At 42.6% G+C, this 16,377-nt stretch carries 28 protein-coding genes; 27 read left to right on the top strand and 1 reads right to left on the bottom strand.

The window, feature by feature from the left end; all coding sequences use genetic code 11:
* Window positions 1-8: 8 nt before the first annotated feature.
* The 27 genes from rplD (at window position 9) to ACQ4QH_RS08410 (ending at window position 13,328) form a co-directional block, all read left to right on the top strand.
* The gene (rplD, locus tag ACQ4QH_RS08540) at window positions 9-632 is read left to right on the top strand and encodes a 50S ribosomal protein L4 (RefSeq protein WP_002827989.1); all 624 of its coding nucleotides are present in this window, start codon (window positions 9-11) and stop codon (window positions 630-632) included.
* Complete coding sequence (rplW, locus tag ACQ4QH_RS08535) at window positions 632-919, top strand: 50S ribosomal protein L23 (protein ID WP_002827988.1); 288 nt, start codon at window positions 632-634, stop codon at window positions 917-919. Before rplD ends, rplW begins: the two co-directional genes overlap by 1 nt.
* A gap of 16 nt (window positions 920-935) precedes the next feature.
* Window positions 936-1,769 carry a 50S ribosomal protein L2 gene (gene rplB / locus ACQ4QH_RS08530; RefSeq protein ID WP_002827986.1) on the top strand — a complete coding sequence of 278 codons (834 nt, stop codon included), beginning with the start codon at window positions 936-938 and terminating at the stop codon, window positions 1,767-1,769.
* A gap of 53 nt (window positions 1,770-1,822) precedes the next feature.
* The gene (gene rpsS / locus ACQ4QH_RS08525) at window positions 1,823-2,104 is read left to right on the top strand and encodes a 30S ribosomal protein S19 (protein ID WP_002827985.1); all 282 of its coding nucleotides are present in this window, start codon (window positions 1,823-1,825) and stop codon (window positions 2,102-2,104) included.
* Between the two features lie 16 nt (window positions 2,105-2,120).
* Window positions 2,121-2,468, top strand: a complete 348-nt coding sequence (gene rplV, locus ACQ4QH_RS08520) for a 50S ribosomal protein L22 (RefSeq protein ID WP_002827984.1) — start codon at window positions 2,121-2,123, stop codon at window positions 2,466-2,468.
* Window positions 2,469-2,481: 13 nt separating this feature from the next.
* Entirely contained in the window at window positions 2,482-3,150 is a 669-nt protein-coding gene (gene rpsC, locus ACQ4QH_RS08515) for a 30S ribosomal protein S3 (protein WP_002827983.1), read from the top strand.
* A gap of 1 nt (window position 3,151) precedes the next feature.
* Window positions 3,152-3,571 (top strand): 50S ribosomal protein L16, encoded by a 420-nt coding sequence (gene rplP, locus ACQ4QH_RS08510; protein ID WP_002827982.1) that lies wholly within the window; start codon window positions 3,152-3,154, stop codon window positions 3,569-3,571.
* Entirely contained in the window at window positions 3,571-3,777 is a 207-nt protein-coding gene (rpmC, locus tag ACQ4QH_RS08505; protein ID WP_002827981.1) for a 50S ribosomal protein L29, read from the top strand. Before rplP ends, rpmC begins: the two co-directional genes overlap by 1 nt.
* 23 nt (window positions 3,778-3,800) lie before the next feature.
* The gene (gene rpsQ / locus ACQ4QH_RS08500; protein ID WP_002827980.1) at window positions 3,801-4,067 is read left to right on the top strand and encodes a 30S ribosomal protein S17; all 267 of its coding nucleotides are present in this window, start codon (window positions 3,801-3,803) and stop codon (window positions 4,065-4,067) included.
* A 45-nt stretch (window positions 4,068-4,112) separates the two neighbouring features.
* Window positions 4,113-4,481 carry a 50S ribosomal protein L14 gene (rplN, locus tag ACQ4QH_RS08495; protein WP_074426788.1) on the top strand — a complete coding sequence of 123 codons (369 nt, stop codon included), beginning with the start codon at window positions 4,113-4,115 and terminating at the stop codon, window positions 4,479-4,481.
* A gap of 32 nt (window positions 4,482-4,513) precedes the next feature.
* Window positions 4,514-4,822, top strand: coding sequence for a 50S ribosomal protein L24 (rplX, locus tag ACQ4QH_RS08490; RefSeq protein WP_002827978.1), 309 nt, complete (start codon window positions 4,514-4,516; stop codon window positions 4,820-4,822).
* A 30-nt stretch (window positions 4,823-4,852) separates the two neighbouring features.
* Complete coding sequence (gene rplE / locus ACQ4QH_RS08485) at window positions 4,853-5,395, top strand: 50S ribosomal protein L5 (protein ID WP_002827977.1); 543 nt, start codon at window positions 4,853-4,855, stop codon at window positions 5,393-5,395.
* Window positions 5,396-5,438: 43 nt separating this feature from the next.
* Window positions 5,439-5,837: a 30S ribosomal protein S8 gene (gene rpsH, locus ACQ4QH_RS08480; RefSeq protein ID WP_002827976.1), complete on the top strand. Its 399-nt coding sequence runs from the start codon at window positions 5,439-5,441 to the stop codon at window positions 5,835-5,837.
* 31 nt (window positions 5,838-5,868) lie between these two features.
* Complete coding sequence (gene rplF / locus ACQ4QH_RS08475) at window positions 5,869-6,405, top strand: 50S ribosomal protein L6 (protein ID WP_002827975.1); 537 nt, start codon at window positions 5,869-5,871, stop codon at window positions 6,403-6,405.
* An 86-nt stretch (window positions 6,406-6,491) separates the two neighbouring features.
* Entirely contained in the window at window positions 6,492-6,848 is a 357-nt protein-coding gene (gene rplR, locus ACQ4QH_RS08470) for a 50S ribosomal protein L18 (protein ID WP_002827974.1), read from the top strand.
* Window positions 6,849-6,867: 19 nt separating this feature from the next.
* On the top strand, window positions 6,868-7,371 hold the full coding sequence (rpsE, locus tag ACQ4QH_RS08465; protein WP_002827973.1) for a 30S ribosomal protein S5: 504 nt from the start codon (window positions 6,868-6,870) through the stop codon (window positions 7,369-7,371).
* An 11-nt stretch (window positions 7,372-7,382) separates the two neighbouring features.
* Window positions 7,383-7,568, top strand: coding sequence for a 50S ribosomal protein L30 (gene rpmD / locus ACQ4QH_RS08460; protein ID WP_002827972.1), 186 nt, complete (start codon window positions 7,383-7,385; stop codon window positions 7,566-7,568).
* Window positions 7,569-7,609: 41 nt separating this feature from the next.
* The gene (gene rplO, locus ACQ4QH_RS08455; protein WP_002827971.1) at window positions 7,610-8,044 is read left to right on the top strand and encodes a 50S ribosomal protein L15; all 435 of its coding nucleotides are present in this window, start codon (window positions 7,610-7,612) and stop codon (window positions 8,042-8,044) included.
* Window positions 8,044-9,351 carry a preprotein translocase subunit SecY gene (gene secY, locus ACQ4QH_RS08450; RefSeq protein ID WP_002827969.1) on the top strand — a complete coding sequence of 436 codons (1,308 nt, stop codon included), beginning with the start codon at window positions 8,044-8,046 and terminating at the stop codon, window positions 9,349-9,351. Before rplO ends, secY begins: the two co-directional genes overlap by 1 nt.
* A complete protein-coding gene (locus tag ACQ4QH_RS08445) occupies window positions 9,348-9,917 on the top strand; it encodes an adenylate kinase (RefSeq protein WP_439818522.1) in 570 nt (189 codons plus the stop codon). Before secY ends, ACQ4QH_RS08445 begins: the two co-directional genes overlap by 4 nt.
* Before the next feature lie 90 nt (window positions 9,918-10,007).
* Window positions 10,008-10,223 carry a translation initiation factor IF-1 gene (infA, locus tag ACQ4QH_RS08440; protein WP_002827967.1) on the top strand — a complete coding sequence of 72 codons (216 nt, stop codon included), beginning with the start codon at window positions 10,008-10,010 and terminating at the stop codon, window positions 10,221-10,223.
* A 35-nt stretch (window positions 10,224-10,258) separates the two neighbouring features.
* Complete coding sequence (gene rpmJ / locus ACQ4QH_RS08435; protein WP_040760535.1) at window positions 10,259-10,378, top strand: 50S ribosomal protein L36; 120 nt, start codon at window positions 10,259-10,261, stop codon at window positions 10,376-10,378.
* 55 nt (window positions 10,379-10,433) lie between these two features.
* Window positions 10,434-10,799, top strand: coding sequence for a 30S ribosomal protein S13 (gene rpsM, locus ACQ4QH_RS08430; RefSeq protein WP_002827965.1), 366 nt, complete (start codon window positions 10,434-10,436; stop codon window positions 10,797-10,799).
* A gap of 33 nt (window positions 10,800-10,832) precedes the next feature.
* Entirely contained in the window at window positions 10,833-11,219 is a 387-nt protein-coding gene (gene rpsK, locus ACQ4QH_RS08425) for a 30S ribosomal protein S11 (RefSeq protein ID WP_002827963.1), read from the top strand.
* A 51-nt stretch (window positions 11,220-11,270) separates the two neighbouring features.
* The gene (locus ACQ4QH_RS08420; protein ID WP_040760533.1) at window positions 11,271-12,215 is read left to right on the top strand and encodes a DNA-directed RNA polymerase subunit alpha; all 945 of its coding nucleotides are present in this window, start codon (window positions 11,271-11,273) and stop codon (window positions 12,213-12,215) included.
* Window positions 12,216-12,253: 38 nt separating this feature from the next.
* A complete protein-coding gene (gene rplQ / locus ACQ4QH_RS08415) occupies window positions 12,254-12,640 on the top strand; it encodes a 50S ribosomal protein L17 (protein ID WP_002827959.1) in 387 nt (128 codons plus the stop codon).
* Window positions 12,641-12,857: 217 nt separating this feature from the next.
* Complete coding sequence (locus tag ACQ4QH_RS08410; protein WP_439818521.1) at window positions 12,858-13,328, top strand: phage tail protein; 471 nt, start codon at window positions 12,858-12,860, stop codon at window positions 13,326-13,328.
* A gap of 182 nt (window positions 13,329-13,510) precedes the next feature.
* Here the strand turns inward: ACQ4QH_RS08410 and ACQ4QH_RS08405 are convergent, their stop codons facing one another.
* Entirely contained in the window at window positions 13,511-16,270 is a 2,760-nt protein-coding gene (locus ACQ4QH_RS08405) for a cation-translocating P-type ATPase (protein WP_439818520.1), read from the bottom strand.
* Window positions 16,271-16,377 lie beyond the last annotated feature (107 nt).

The following is a 16,377-nucleotide window of genomic DNA, read 5'->3' as shown; positions in this document are numbered from 1 at the left end:
AAATTAACATGACTAAGGTTGCTTTGTTTAAGCAAGACGGTTCAAATGCCGGTGATATTGAATTGAATGATTCAGTATTCGGTGTTGAGCCAAACAACAATGTCATTACGGATGCCGTATTGATGCAACGCGCTTCAATGCGTCAAGGAACTCATGCTGTAAAGAACCGTTCAGCGGTTTCTGGTGGTGGAAAGAAGCCTTGGCGTCAAAAGGGTACGGGTCGTGCCCGTCAAGGTTCAATCCGTTCACCACAATGGCGTGGCGGTGGAATTGTCTTCGGACCTACACCACGTTCATATGCCTACAAGATGCCTAAGAAGGCTTACCGTTTGGCATTGAAGTCAGTGTTGTCACAAAAGGTTTTGGATTCTTCATTGGTTGTTGTTGATGCATTGTCATTCGACGCACCAAAGACTAAGGAATTCAAGGCAGTTTTGAACAACTTAAACGTAAATGAAAAGACGTTGGTTGTCTTGGACGATGATAATGCTAATGCAGCACTAGCAGCACGTAACTTAGAAAACGTGACTGTTATGACTGCTAAGGGTGTTAACGTGCTTGACGTAATCAACAACGATAAGTTGATTGTAGTTCAATCAGCTTTGGCACAAGTTGAGGAGGTTTTGGCATAATGGACGCACGCGATATCATTTTGCGCCCGGTCATCACTGAACAAACGATGAGCGTTTTGGATGAAAAGCGTTACACGTTTGAAGTTGATGTTCGCGCCACTAAGCCACAAATTAAGCGTGCTGTTGAAGAAATTTTTGACGTTAAGGTTGAAAAGATCAACACAGCTAACGTACGTGGTAAGTTAAAGCGTCAAGGACGCTTTGCTGGTTACACTAAGAAGCGTAAGAAGGCAACGGTTACGTTGTCAGAAGCTTCAAAGGACATTCAATTGTTCAACGAAAACTAATTAGGAGGAAATTAGCGTGGCTATCAAGAAGTACAAGCCAACCTCTAACGGTCGTCGTAACATGACGTCTTCAGATTTTTCTGAAATCACTAAGACGACGCCTGAAAAGAGCTTGTTGGAATCAAAGTCAAACACTGGTGCTCGTAATTCATACGGTCACATGACTGTACGCCATCGTGGTGGTGGACACAAGCGCCAATACCGTATTATCGACTTCAAGCGTACCAAGGATGATGTACCAGCTAAGGTTGTTGCGATCGAATACGATCCTAACCGTACTGCAAACATCGCTTTGCTACAATACACTGATGGTACTAAGGCATATATCTTGGCACCTAAGGGCTTGGAAGTTGGTATGACAGTTCAATCTGGAGTAGATGCTGATATTAAGGTAGGTAACGCCCTACCATTAGCAAAGATTCCTGATGGAACTCAAATTCACAACATTGAGCTAAAGCCTGGTCATGGTGGACAACTTGTCCGTTCAGCCGGAGCCTCAGCTCAAGTGCTAGGTAAAGAAGGAAAGTACGTTCTAGTTCGCCTACAATCTGGTGAAGTTCGTATGATCTTGGCAGTTAACCGTGCCACAGTTGGAGTTGTTGGAAATGAACAACACTCATTGATCAACTGGGGTAAGGCTGGTCGCCGTCGTTGGAAGGGTCAACGTCCACACGTTCGTGGATCTGTAATGAACCCTAACGATCACCCTCACGGAGGTGGTGAAGGAAAGGCTCCTATCGGACGTCCATCACCATTGTCACCATGGGGTAAGAAGACAGCTGGTAAGAAGACACGTAACGCTAAGGCTCGTTCAACGAAGTTTATCGTTCGTGGTCGTAAGAACAAGTAAAACATAGCATCCAGCTATTATAAGTTTTTAAAAAACGAGAGGAGGACCTCAAAATGGGTCGTAGCCTAAAGAAGGGGCCATTTGCTGATGCTTCTTTGTTGAAGAAGGTCGAAGAAGCTAATGCTTCAGACAAGCATACCGTCATCAAGACATGGTCACGTCGCTCAACGATTTTCCCAAGCTTCATTGGATTGACTTTTGCAGTTTACGATGGTCGTAAGCACATGCCAGTTTTGGTACAAGAAGACATGGTTGGTCACAAGCTTGGAGAGTTCGTTCCTACGCGTACGTTCCGCGGACACGCAGCAGACGACAAAGCAACTAAGCGTAAGTAATTAGGAGGACAATACAATGGCTGAACAAATCACGTCAGCACGCGCCACGGCCAAGATCGTTCGTGTCGCTCCACGTAAGGTCCGCCTAGTGCTTGACCAAGTTCGTGGTAAGTCTGTGGCAGAGGCATTTGCAATTTTGCAATTCTTGCCAAACCACAGCTCAGAAGATGTATATAAAGTGTTGAACTCAGCAGTAGCAAATGCTGAGAACAACTTCTCATTAGATCGCGAAGATTTGGTAGTTGCTGAAGCCTTTGCAAACGAAGGACCAACGCTAAAGCGTTTCCGTCCACGTGCTAAAGGATCAGCTTCACCAATCAACAAGCGTACAAGCCACATTACTATTGTGGTAAAAGAAAAGTAAGGAGGATTGAGTCATGGGTCACAAAATTAACCCAACTGGTATGCGTGTCGGCATCATCCGCGACTGGGATGCAAAATGGTACGCAAACAAGAAGGACTTCGCAACAACTTTGCACGAAGATTTAAAGTTGCGTGAGTACATCGAAGCTAAGTTGGCTGAAGCATCAGTTTCACGTGTTGAAATTGAACGTACTGCTAACCGTGTAAATATCTCAATCCACACTGCTAAGCCAGGTATGGTTATTGGTAAAGGTGGATCTGAAGTTGATGCATTGCGTAACGAGCTTGCAAAGCTTGTTGCCAAGGGTGAACGTGTTCACATCAACATCATTGAGATCAAGAAGCCTGATTTGGACGCCCACTTGGTAGGCTCACAAATTGCAGCAGATTTGGTTCGCCGTGTGGCTTTCCGTCGTGCAATGCGTAGTGCTATCCAACGTGCAATGCGTGCTGGTGCTAAAGGTATCAAGACGCAAGTTTCTGGACGTTTGAACGGTGCAGATATGGCTCGTGTTGAGCAATATACTGAGGGTACAGTGCCTTTGCACACATTGCGTGCAGACATTGACTACTCATGGGATGAGGCAACTACTACTTACGGTCAAATCGGAGTTAAGACTTGGATTTACCGTGGTGATATCTTGCCAGAGAAAAAGTCAGTAAAGAAGCAAGGAGGCGAGTAACATGCTAGTTCCAAAGCGTGTAAAGTACCGTCGACCACACCGCGGTAAGATGCGTGGTGAGGCTAAAGGTGGTAAAACAGTAGCTTTCGGAGATTTCGGTTTACAAGCTACTGAGTCACACTGGATTACAAACCGTCAAATCGAGGCTGCTCGTATTGCTATGACGCGTTACATGAAGCGTGGTGGTAAAGTATGGATTAAGATTTTTCCACACTTGTCATACACTTCAAAGGGTGTTGGTGTTCGTATGGGTAACGGAAAAGGTACCCCAGAAGGCTGGGTAGCACCTGTAAAGCGCGGCAAGGTATTATTTGAAGTTGCCGGTGTTCCTGAAGAGGTTGCCCGCGAAGCCTTGCGTCTTGCATCTAACAAGTTGCCAGTCAAGACTAAGATCTTGGCTCGTCAAGTGGAGGGTGAATAATGAAGATCAAGGATCAACAAAACGAAATCAAGGGTCTCAGCCAAGCTGAGCTGGTTGCCAAGGAAAAGAGCTACAAGGAAGAGTTATTCAACTTGCGTTTCCAATTAGCTACAGGTCAACTTGAGAACACGGCTCGATTGTCAGAAGTACGCAAGCAAATTGCCCGTATCAAGACGGTCATTCGTCAACAAGAATTGAACAAGTAGACTAAGAGAGGAGACCGTTCGTTATGACTGAAGCTCGTAACACACGTAAGGTTTACCAAGGCCGCGTGGTTTCAGATAAGATGGATAAGACAATTACCGTTGCCATTAACACTTACAAGAATCACCCAGTTTATGGTAAGCGTGTTAAGTACACGAAGAAGTTTAAGGCTCACGATGAGAACAACGAAGCTAAGACAGGTGATTTGGTACGTATCATGGAGACACGTCCAACATCAGCTACAAAGCGCTTCCGTTTGGTAGAAATCGTCGAGAAGGCCGTTATTATCTAATCGTTTAATCTCGAATCTTACCAATAACGGAAGGAGGACAAAATCGTGATTCAACAAGAAAGTCGTTTAAAGGTTGCTGATAACTCAGGTGCACGCGAAATCTTGACTATCAAGGTATTGGGTGGATCTGGTCGTAAGTTCGCTGGAATCGGTGACATGATCGTTGCAACTGTTAAGCAAGCTATTCCTGGTGGAAATGTTAAGAAGGGTGACGTTGTTAAAGCCGTTATCGTTCGTACTGCTGCTAGTACTCACCGTACTGATGGTTCATACATCAGTTTCGATGAAAACGCTGCTGTCATCGTTAAAGATGACAAGAGTCCTGTAGGTACTCGTATCTTCGGACCTGTTGCGCGTGAGTTGCGTGACAATGATTACATGCGTATTGTGTCATTGGCACCTGAAGTATTGTAATTACCATCATTAAATCAAGGAGGAAGCCTCGCATGTTTGTGAAGACTGGTGACAAGGTTAAGGTTATCGCCGGCAAGGACAAGGGTAAGGAAGGCGTAGTTGTAAAGACTATTTCATCACAAGACCGTGTCGTTGTTGAAGGTGTCAATATGGTTAAGAAGCACCAAAAGCCTAATAACCAATACCCACAAGGTGGAATTGTTGAGCTTGAAGCTCCAATCCACGTTTCAAACGTACAATTGCTTGACCCTTCTACTAACGAACCAACAAAAGTTGGTTACAAAGTTGAAGATGGTAAGAAGGTACGTTTCGCTAAGAAGTCTGGAAAGACTTTGGCATAATTTTCTAGGTGAAAGGAGGAAATCATTATCATGGCAAATCGCTTAAAAGAAAAGTACGTCAATGAAGTTACACCTTCATTGGTTGAGAAGTTTGAGTACTCATCAATCATGCAAGCACCTAAGATCGAAAAGATCGTGCTTAACATGGGTGTTGGTGACGCTGTTTCAAACTCAAAGAACTTGGATGAAGCTGTTGCTGAATTGGAATTGATTGCTGGTCAAAAGCCAGTTATCACTCGTGCAAAGAAGTCAATCGCTGGCTTCCGTTTGCGTGAGGGTATGGCAATCGGTACAAAGGTTACTTTGCGTGGTGAGCGTATGTACGACTTCTTAGATAAGTTGATCAACGTGTCATTGCCACGTGTTCGTGACTTCCGTGGAGTTTCACCAAAGGCTTTTGATGGCCGTGGAAACTACACATTGGGAGTACGTGAACAACTTATTTTCCCAGAAATCGATTATGATAAGGTTAATCGTGTTCGTGGTTTGGATATCGTTCTTGTAACGACTGCAAACACTGACGAAGAAGCTCGTGAATTGCTTACTCAAATGGGTATGCCTTTCTCAAAGTAATCAATACTGATTTACAGTAATTAATAATAGGAGGCAAATATCAATGTCAATGACTGACCCAATTGCAGATTTCTTGACTCGCATTCGTAATGCGAACATGGTTCGCCACGACTCAGTTGAAGTACCTGCATCAAAGATCAAGAAGGACATCGCCGAGATCTTAAAGAGTGAAGGCTTTGTTCGTGACGTTGAATACATTGAAGATGACAAGCAAGGTGTCATCCGTGTTTTCCTTAAGTACTCTGCTGACAAGACTCGCGTAATCACAGGTTTGAAGCGTATTTCAAAGCCTGGTTTGCGTACATACGTTAAGTCAGATGATGTACCTAAGGTATTGAACGGTTTGGGAATTGCAATCATCTCAACTTCTGAAGGTGTTATCACCGATAAAGAAGCTCGCGCCAAGAAAATTGGTGGCGAGGTATTGGCTTACGTCTGGTAAAAATAAAATTTAAACAAGGAGGTGTCAACCAATGAGTCGTATTGGTAATAAGGCCATAACATTGCCTGCTGGTGTTGAAGTAGCACGCGAAGGTGATGTTGTTACTGTTAAGGGACCTAAAGGTGAGTTATCACGTTCGGTTGCTCACGAAATCAATTTGACTGTTGATGGAACTGAGGTTTCATTCACTCGCCCATCAGATGATGGACGCATGAAGGCACTTCACGGAACTACTCGTGCCATTGTTAACAACATGGTCGAGGGTGTTTCAAATGGTTTCAAGAAGACCTTGAAGCTAGTCGGTGTTGGATACCGTGCTTCAAAGCAAGGCGACAAGCTTGTTTTGAATGTTGGTTACTCACACCCAGTAGAATTTGAAGCTCGTGAAGGATTAACTGTTGAAGTTCCTGACTCAACAACGATTACAGTTGAAGGAATCAGCAAGCAATTTGTTGGTGATTTCGCTGCTGAAATCCGCGCCGTACGCGCACCTGAACCATACAAGGGTAAGGGTATTCGTTACGAAGGTGAATACGTTGCACGTAAGGAAGGTAAGACTGGTAAGTAAACTTAAGCTTTGTGCTTAAAATCGTAAGCAACGTTACGATTTACTTATGAGTATATCTTTCGAATAATAAAAAAGAGGTTACGAACATGATTACGAAGTCAGACAAGAACAAAGTGCGTCAACACCGACACACTCGCGTTCGTGGCAAGATTTCTGGTACTGCTGAGCGCCCACGCTTGAACGTTTACCGTTCTAACAAGAACATCTACGCGCAATTAATTGATGACGTAGCGGGTGTGACGCTTGCTAGTGCCTCAACATTGGATAAGTCAATTGAGACTGCTCCAAAGACAGAACAGGCAGCTAAAGTTGGTGCTTTGATCGCAGAGCGCGCGAAAGCAGCTAATGTTGAAGTTGTAGTATTTGACCGTGGTGGTTACTTGTACCATGGTCGTGTACAAGCTTTGGCTGAAGCAGCTCGCGAAGCTGGCTTGAAGTTCTAAGGGAAGGAGGAAAGAAAACATGGCATTTATCGATGCAAATAAGCTCGGTGAGCTTGAAGAAAACGTTGTAGCCATCAACCGTGTTACCAAGGTTGTTAAAGGTGGACGCCGTTTGCGTTTCGCTGCTTTGGTAGTAGTTGGTGACCGTGACGGACATGTTGGTTTTGGTACTGGTAAGGCGCAAGAAGTTCCTGAGGCAATCCGTAAGGCTGCTGAAGATGCAAAGCGTAACATTATTAGTGTACCTACTGTTGGTACAACCCTTCCTCACTCTACATTGGGTGTCTACGCAGGTGGTCGCATCTTATTGAAGCCCGCCGTTGAAGGATCTGGAGTAGCAGCTGGTGGTGCTGCTCGTGCCGTTTTGGAATTGGCAGGAGTTGCCGACGTGACTGCAAAGTCATTGGGATCAGCTACGCCAATTAACGTTGTACGCGCAACTTTCGATGCAATCAACTCATTGAAGAACGCTGAAGAAGTTGCTGAATTGCGTCAGGTCTCATTAGAGCACTTGGCAGATTAAGGAGGCAGAACATGGCTGAACAAGTTAAAATTACTCTTGTAAAGAGTGCTGCCCACCGTTTGCCAAAGCAACGTGCAATTGTGAAGGCCCTTGGATTGAACAAGGTGCAATCATCAGTTGTATTGCCTGACAACGCAGCAACGCGTGGTGCAGTGTTCAAGATTGCTCACTTGGTTACTGTTGAAGTAGTTAAGTAAGAGCTTAATAATTAGATTGCATTGAAGGAGGTAAAACCCTAATGAAGCTAAATGAACTCCAAGTAGCTGAAGGTTCACGTAACGTCCGCAACCGTGTTGGACGTGGTGAGTCATCAGGTAATGGTAAGACTGCAGGTCGTGGTCAAAAAGGTCAAAAGGCTCGTGGTAAGACACGTCTAGGATTCGAAGGTGGACAAATGCCATTGTTCCGTCGTATGCCAAAGCGTGGTTTCACGAACATTAACCGTAAGGAGTATGCTGTCGTCAACCTTGATGTGTTGAACCGCTTCGATAACGGTACTGAAGTTTCACCAGCCTTGTTGGTTGAAGCTGGTATTGTTAAGAACGAGTTGAACGGCGTTAAGATCTTGGCTAATGGTCAACTAGAAAAGTCATTGACTGTTAAGGCTAACAAGTTCTCAGCAGCAGCAACCGCAGCGATCGAAGCTGCTGGTGGTAAAGCTGAGGTGATCTAATGCTGAAAACCGTGCTCAATTCATTAAAAGAAAAAGATATTCGTAAGAAATTATTTTTCACTTTATGGATTCTAATTGTTTACCGATTAGGTGCCTACATTACTGTGCCGGGTATTAACACGGCAGCACTGACAGAGGTAGCAAATTCTGGGCTCGGCAGCATTTTGAATATGTTTAGCGGTGGTGGACTTACAAATTACTCATTATTTGCAATGGGAGTTTCACCATACGTTACTGCACAAATCGTGGTACAGCTCCTACAAATGGATATTGTGCCACGATTTGTTGAATGGTCGAAACAAGGGGAAGTTGGACGACGTAAGTTGAACCAAGTGACCCGGTGGTTGACCATTGTCCTAGCGTTTGTCCAATCAATTGGTATAACAGCTGGATTTAATCAACTGAGCCAAGTTAACTTGGTGAAAACACCAAACACCGAGACTTACTTATTAATCGGATTTATCTTGACAGCTGGTACAATGTTATCAGTCTGGTTAGGTGAAATGATTACTGAACGTGGTCTTGGACAAGGTGTTTCAATGTTGATTTTTGCTGGTATAATTGCGCGTTTGCCAGCAGGTATTTACCAATTATTCAAGGAACACATTCTACAAGGTGACGACCCAGCGCGTGGGTGGGCATTCTTCGTAGGTATCATGATTATCTTTGTGGTAGTCATTGCTTTCGTTACCTGGTTTAACCAAGCAATTCGAAAGGTTCCGATGCAATATACACGTCGTTCAGTGGGATCAGGAAGTTCTTCTTACCTACCATTACGTATTAATATTGCAGGTGTGATTCCCGTTATCTTTGCGTCATCATTATTGGTGACGCCACAAACAATTTTGCAGGCTTTTGCCAGCAAGTTTGCGGACGCAGGTTGGTATAATACAGTTATGCAATACCTTTCAATTCAAACGATGCAAGGTGGTATTGTATACACACTATTGATTGTCTTGTTTACGTTCTTCTACGCCTTTGTTCAGGTTAACCCTGAAAAGGTCCAGGAAAACTTACAGAAGCAAGGTAGTTATATTGTGGGCGTCTGGCCTGGTCCATCAACTGAAAAGTGGATGTCAGGTCTGCTGATGCGTTTGTCAGTAGTCGGCGCTCTGTTCCTAGGATTTGTCGCTTTAGCACCAATCCTAGCGACACATGTCTTTGGGTTGGATAGTAACCTTGCTATGTCAGGAACGTCAATCTTGATTGTCATTGGTGTGGCAATTGACCTGATTCGCCAACTTGAAGGATTGATGATGAAGCGGCAGTATGTTGGATTTATTCGAGAAGGAGTCGTAGCAAAATGAGTTTGAACATCATGTTGTTGGGTTTGCCAGGTGTTGGTAAAGGTACCCAGGCTGCAAAAATCGTAGAGAAGTACAACTTGCCACACATCAGTACGGGTGATATGTTCCGTGCGGCAATGGCCAACGAAACTGAACTTGGTTTGAAGGCAAAGTCTTTCATGGATGCTGGTGACTTGGTCCCTGATGAAGTTACTAATGGTATCGTTGCAGAACGCTTAGCTGAAGAAGATACGAAGCCAGGATTTATCTTAGATGGATTCCCTCGTAATTTGGAGCAAGCACATGCATTGGAAGATATGTTAAGTAAGGAAAATCGTTCATTGGACGCTGTTATTTACTTTACTGCTGATACTGAAGTGCTAGTTGATCGTATGATGGCCCGTGGACGTGCAGATGACACGCCTGAAGTGATTAAGAATCGCTTAGACGTTAATGGAAAGCTTACTGAGCCAATTGCTGAGTATTATGCTGAAAAAGGTATTTTACACAAGATTGATGGTGCACGTGAGCTGGATGTCGTGTTCGCAGATGTAAAGAAGTTACTTGATAGTTTGAAGAACGGCTAATTATAGCGCAGATTTTACTGTTCAAGGTGAATCTATTGTGTTATAATAACTTGTTACGTTCTCCAATGTCACAACTAAGGAGGCAGCAACGTGGCCAGTGATGTTATTGAAATTTCTGGTGTGGTAAAGGAAACTTTACCTAATGCCATGTTTACCGTTGAACTGGAAAACGGCGCAGACATCTTAGCACACGTTTCTGGTAAGATTCGGAAGAATTTCATTCGTATTTTACCTGGTGATCGTGTAACAGTTGAGATGTCGCCATATGATTTGACGAAGGGCCGTATTACATACCGGTTCAAGTAAGCAAATCGTACAAAAAATTCAAGGAGGTAAATATCATGAAGGTTCGTCCATCAGTTAAGCGTATGTGCGACAGCTGCAAGGTTGTCAAGCGTAATGGTCGTGTAATGGTGATTTGCTCTGCAAACCCAAAGCACAAGCAACGTCAAGGTAAGTAATCCTTACTGACGTTTAAAAAATTTATTTATTATATAGAAAAAGGAGGTAATCGTAATGGCTCGTATTGCTGGTGTTGATTTGCCTCGCGATAAGCGTATCGTGATCGCATTAACATATGTATATGGAATCGGTAATTCTACTGCACAAAAAGTTTTGGCAGAAGCAAAGGTTTCTGAAGATGTCCGTGTTCGTGACTTAACTCCAGACCAAGAAGACGCTATCCGTGCCGTCGTTGATGGTATTAAGGTAGAAGGTGACTTGCGTCGTGAAGTTTCAATGAGCATTAAGGCTTTGCAAGAAATTAACTCATACCGTGGTATCCGTCACCGTAAGGGATTGCCAGTTCGTGGACAACACACGAAAAACAATGCTCGTACGCGTAAGGGCCCAGCTGTTTCAATTGCTGGTAAGAAGAAGTAATTTTAAACTAATTGGAAAGGAGATAACTTGATTATGGCAGGTCGTAATAATCGTAAGCGTCGTGTTCGTAAGAATATTGAGTCTGGTGTAGCACACATCCACGCAACATTTAACAACACGATCGTAATGATCACCGACGTTCAAGGTAACGCTGTTGCTTGGTCATCAGCTGGAGCACTTGGTTTCAAGGGTAGCCGTAAGTCAACACCATTTGCTGCTCAAATGGCTGCTGAAGCTGCTGCTAAGAGTGCAATGGAAAATGGCATGAAGACTGTTGAGGTAACTGTTAAGGGACCTGGTTCAGGTCGTGAGGCTGCTATCCGTTCGTTAGCCGCTGCAGGTTTGGATGTTTCATCAATTAAGGATGTTACTCCAGTACCTCACAACGGTTCACGTCCACCAAAGCGTCGTCGTGTCTAATTGCCAGTTGCAAATAGTGCACAACATGCTTTGAAAGGGGTAACAAACAGTATGCTTGAATTCGAAAATCCTAAGATTATGCTGGTTGAAGAGGATAGCAATTACGGTAAGTTTGTGGTTGAGCCGCTTGAACGTGGTTACGGAACTACTTTGGGTAACTCACTACGCCGTGTATTGTTGTCTTCATTGCCTGGTGCGGCAATCAATTCAGTACAGATTGATGGCGTTTTGCATGAGTTTTCAACGGTCGAAGGTGTCGTTGAAGACGTTACGCAAATCATTTTAAACCTTAAAAAGGTTTCAATGCGCATCGACAGTGATGATGAAAAAACACTCGAAGTTAACGTAACCGGTCCCGCTGATGTGACGGCCGGTGACATAGCTGGTGATAGTGATGTCGAGATCTTAAATGGAGATCTTCACATTGCTACTGTTGCGGCTGGGGCTACCTTGCACATGACTTTGACTGCAGTTCGTGGTCGTGGTTATGTTTCAGGGGACCAGAATAAGGAATTGCATGATGAAATGCCTATTGGCGTTCTAGCAATTGATTCAATCTTTACCCCAATCGAACGCGTAAACTATCAAGTTGAAAACACTCGTGTTGGTCAACGTGATGACTTTGATAAGTTGACTTTGGATGTTTGGACTGACGGCTCATTAACAGCTACTGAAGCTGTTTCATTGGCTGCTCGTATTATGTCTGATCATTTGAACGCTTTTATTGATATGTCTGAACGTGCAATTACTGCACAAGTGATGGCAGACAAGGAAGAAGAACCAACAACGAAACATGCAGATACACCAATTGAAGAATTGGATTTGTCTGTTCGTTCTTATAATTGTCTCAAAAGGGCCGGGATTAACTCTGTACAAGAGTTAACTGAGCGTACGGAGACGCAAATGATGTCTGTTCGTAACCTCGGTCGGAAATCACTTGACGAAATCCAGGACAAGCTTAAACTGCTCGGTTTAGGGTTCCGCAAGGAAGATTAGATTAAACGATAGAATACCAAGAAAAGGAGGACACACTCATGGGATACCGTAAGTTGGGACGTACCAGTGCACAACGTAAGGCTTTGTTACGTGATTTGACTACTGATCTATTGATCAATGGTCGTATCACAACGACTGAAGCTCGTGCTAAGGAAGTTCGTCGTACTGCTGACAAGATGATTACGTTGGGTAAGCATGGTGATTTATCATCACGCCGTAAGGCAGCTGCTTTCTTGCGTAACGTCATTGCAGACGTAAAGACAACTGATGATAACAAAGTTCAAGTTGAAACAGCTTTGCAACACTTATTTAACGATGTTGCACCTCGCTTTGAGGGTCGTGCCGGTGGTTACACTCGCATTTTGAAGACTACTCAACGTCGTGGAGACGCTGCTCCAATGGTTATCTTGGAATTGGTTGACTAATTTCATTGGTTAATTAATAAACACAATGAGATCTCTCATGTTATAAGGTATAAACTGCTAAGATGATGGCAATGGCCAAGTCTAGGTTGAATGGCATTTATGTCGCACCTGTAACGTGTGAGGTTTTTTTGTGCACTTTTTTATATACAGTTATTTGGATAGGGCATATAATGTAATGCATGATACATGGATGATTAAAGTGAAAAGAGGACGTGTCATGGGTTATGAAGTTGACTTTAAAAATGTCGAGACAGTTGGTTTAGAGGGGGTGCCTTTCGCCAAAGAATTGGCTGGTTTACGTGCAAACGAGGCTCGTTATTTTTGGAATAAATACAAGTTTATCTATACAACTTATCCGGCTTCTGAAATGCAAAAAGAAATTGCTTGGCTCAATAAAATTTTGATGGATGAACGAGAAATCGCCTTTCAAGCTAAAATTATTGAAGTGGCTATCTATGAAGATGACAAACTTTATTGGCCAGATTTTATTTTTGATAATGGTATGATTATTAACGTCTTATACGAGAAGAATATCGAGAATCCAAAACGAGCTGTTGGTATTAAATTGTGCGAGGGCATGGCAGTTCCTGATGAACTGCAAGACAAGTTTAAATTTGCTCATCAACGTTCAAAGCTTGCCGGTACCATTCGGGGCAGTTATTTTAAATTGCATCAAGACTGGTTATAGCATAATACTGGAAATAAATATCCATGATACACGAAAAAGGGAGTGTTACCATCGGTTTCTTTTTTGGAACACGTTTAAAATTGGCATAAATTTACCAAATTTAAATAGGTAAATTTATGCCCCTTCTAGTCTATAATGGCTTGCTATGCCTCGCGCTTTTAAATGTAAAGGCGTCGTTTGTTTTAAGCCACCTGCTTTTTACGTAGGAAATACTTTCGTAACTCATTCAATAAGATTAATGGCACGGGTAATAGAATCAAATAGAGCCAATCACGTAGGATTAGTGGTGTGGTCCCGAAAACAGATTGTAACAGTGGTACATAGCATACAGCAATAAATAGTAATGCTTCAAAGATTATACCCGCATAGACTAGTCCATTTGACCAGAAATTATGGTGCGGATAAAATAGCGAGTTTAAATCATAACGACAATTTAGTACGACCGCCATCTGACAGAAGATAATGGTGCCTAATGTTAACGTCGTTGCTTGATGATAGTCAAAGCCAGTAGCGGCTAAAGCATTTAAACTATGCCCGTTTAAGTAATTACTAAAAAAGAATGCACTTGCAGACAAAATTGAACTTAAAGCACCATACCAAGCAAAAGCTTTTAGAATCGTATTTTTGGTAATTAGATGTTCAGTCTTTTTTCTTGGTGGTTGTGACATAACTGTTGGTTCTGTTGGTTCGCGACCCAAACCTAGTGCGGGAATCATATCAGTTCCTAAATCAATTAACAAAATTTGCATCACGGTTAATGCCAGTGGGATTTTACCACCACTTAATAGAAATAGAATCGATGGAAATGCTTCGGGTACATTTGAACTTAAAATATATAGCAAAAATTTACGAATATTACTGTATACACCACGACCAGCTTTAATTGCGGCCACAATTGAAGCAAAATTATCATCTGTTAAAATGACATCAGCCGCTTCTTTAGCAACATCTGTTCCAGATCTTCCCATCGCAATACCAATATCAGCACGTTTTAGTGCCGGTGCATCATTAACACCGTCACCGGTTACAGCAACAACGTGACCCATATCTTGTAAACAAGCAATGATACGATATTTTTGCTCCGAAGCCATGCGAGCAAATAGGACATCTCCTTTTAAGGCATCTTTCAATTCTTTATCGGACAGGGTAGTTAACTCGCTACCTGTTACAACGCGCATCTGGCCATTATGTGATACAATCCCAATTTTACGTGCAATTGATTCAGCAGTGATACCATTATCACCAGTAATCATAATAACCTTAATGTGGGCACGATGACAGTCGGCAATTGCTTCAATGACTTGATTTCTTGGCGGATCAAACATAGCAGATAAACCAATAAAAGTCATGTTTTGTTCGGCAGTTTTAAAATCATCGGCATCGTCAAATTGTCGACCAGCAACAGCTAATACACGAAGAGCTTGGGAAGCATAGCCATCATTAGCTGCCATTATTTTTTGACGAATATTGTCAGTTAAGGGCTTGATCTGCTTATCTGTAGTGAGATAAGTTGTACAGTGATCCAAAACTTTATTTGGGGCACCTTTACTGTAGACATTAAATGTTTCTGATTGATTAGACTGTACTTTGACGGTCATCATCTTACGGTTAGAACTAAAAGGTAATTCATCAACTTTTTGGTAGCTTTGACGGAGGTCTTTAATATTTAAACCACCTTTTTGGGCAACGACCTCTAAACAAGCCTCGGTCGGATCACCAATGATTTGAAAAGTGTGATCAGCATTTTCTTTAATCATTGCATTATCAGTTAACAAGCCACCCAGCAAAAGTTCTCTTAAAACGGGTTCGTCACTACCTTTTATGGCGGTTCCGCCTTTGAATATTTTACCATTCGGTTGATAACCTTCACCAGTAACATGGTATGAGTCTACGCTAGTCCAGAGGTGAGCGATAGTCATCGCGTTTTGCGTGAGTGTTCCGGTTTTGTCGGAACAAATGACCGTTGCAGAACCAAGGGTTTCGACGCTGGCCAGCTTTTTAATTAATGCATGTTCACGAGCCATATTTGAAACAGCGCCTGCTAAGGATAAGGTTACCGTAGGAAGTAGGCCTTCTGGAATGAAGGCGACGATCATACCTAAAGCAAAAATAAATGAAGCAACAACTGGATAGTGAACAAAAAAGACAGCACAGAAGAAAAATATGATACCAATACCAACTGCTAGTAGTGAGAGTTGCTTTGTTAAAATATTTAATTCTTTTTGTAATGGGCTAAGTTTCTCATGCACAGTTTGTGTTAATCGAGCAATCTTGCCAAACTCTGTATTCATACCAGTTGTCACGACAACACCGCGACCATGACCTTGCATGAGTGAGGTCCCCATATAAATCATGTTGTGCACAGCAGCATGATTCGAAATATCTGTTGCAATGTCGGTATTTTTTGAAACGGGATTAACTTCCCCAGTTAGGGTAGACTGATCAACACGCATACCTGATGCAGCTAGGAGTCGAATATCAGCTGGTACGCGATCACCTTCATTTAAAATAACGATATCACCGGGGACCAGCTGATCAGTGGGTATCATTTTTTGTTGGCCGTTTCTTAGGACTAAAGTTTCTGTGGTCATTAATTTATTTAATGCTGCAGTTGCTTTACCAGCTTGAAACTCTTGCCAAAAACTGAAAACACCGTTGATCAGATTAACGAGCCAAATGGCAATTCCTAATTCTGTTAACCCAGCAATAAAGGCAATGCCCCCAGCAATCCAAAGTAAGATTGCCATCATACTTGTGAAATTTTGTAAAAATGACATAATTAGTGGCGTTTGATGTGCTTTTTCAAGAACGTTTGGACCATACTGCTCTTGACGTTGTTTGACATCATCATTATTTAAGCCATTAGTACTGGCAAGTAGGAGGCCTAATACTTGATCAGCATTACTTTTCAGTATTTCATCTAAATTAAAATCTGTCTGCATATCGTTCACCTTCTTAGTAAAAATGACTGAACAAAATTAATAGATGGTATACGCTTTCACATCTATTATAATTCCAAAATGAGGTTAAGGTTAATGATAAGTTTGCA

It is taken from the genome of Weissella paramesenteroides (genome assembly GCF_051903945.1).
Taxonomy (GTDB): Bacteria; Bacillota; Bacilli; order Lactobacillales; family Lactobacillaceae; genus Weissella; species Weissella paramesenteroides_A.
This window is presented reverse-complemented; position numbering and strand designations above follow the sequence as displayed.